Raw genomic sequence first — 504 nt, forward strand, 5'->3', positions numbered from 1 at the left:
AATCGGAACAGCCCTTAAGCTGTTTAAAAGTTAGTGGAAGGCTCTGGAAAGTGCCACGGTACAGGGTGATAGTCCCGTACACAAAAACTTCTTTACAGTGAAAACGAGTAAGACGGGACACGAGAAATCCTGTTTGAATATGGGGGGACCATCCTCCAAGGCTAAATACTCCTAATTGACCGATAGTGAACCAGTACCGTGAGGGAAAGGCGAAAAGAACCCCTGTGAGGGGAGTGAAATAGAACCTGAAACCGNNNTGTTGAAAAATTAGGGGATGACTTGTGGCTGGGGGTGAAAGGCCAATCAAACCAAGAGATAGCTGGTTCTCCTCGAAAGCTATTTAGGTAGCGCCTCATGTATCACTGTTGGGGGTAGAGCACTGTTAAGGCTAGGGGGTCATCCCGACTTACCAACCCTTTGCAAACTCCGAATACCGTAAAGTAATATCCGGGAGACACACGGCGGGTGCTAACGTCCGTCGTGAAGAGGGAAACAACCCAGACC

Annotated in this window: 1 rRNA gene; it reads left to right on the forward strand. The window is 48.7% G+C overall.

Annotated elements, in window-relative coordinates:
* Positions 1-504, forward strand: a 23S ribosomal RNA gene (locus tag GQR39_RS20030); the annotation flags it as partial.

This window comes from Pseudoalteromonas sp. C8, assembly GCF_011378685.1.
Taxonomy (GTDB): domain Bacteria; phylum Pseudomonadota; class Gammaproteobacteria; order Enterobacterales; family Alteromonadaceae; genus Pseudoalteromonas; species Pseudoalteromonas arctica.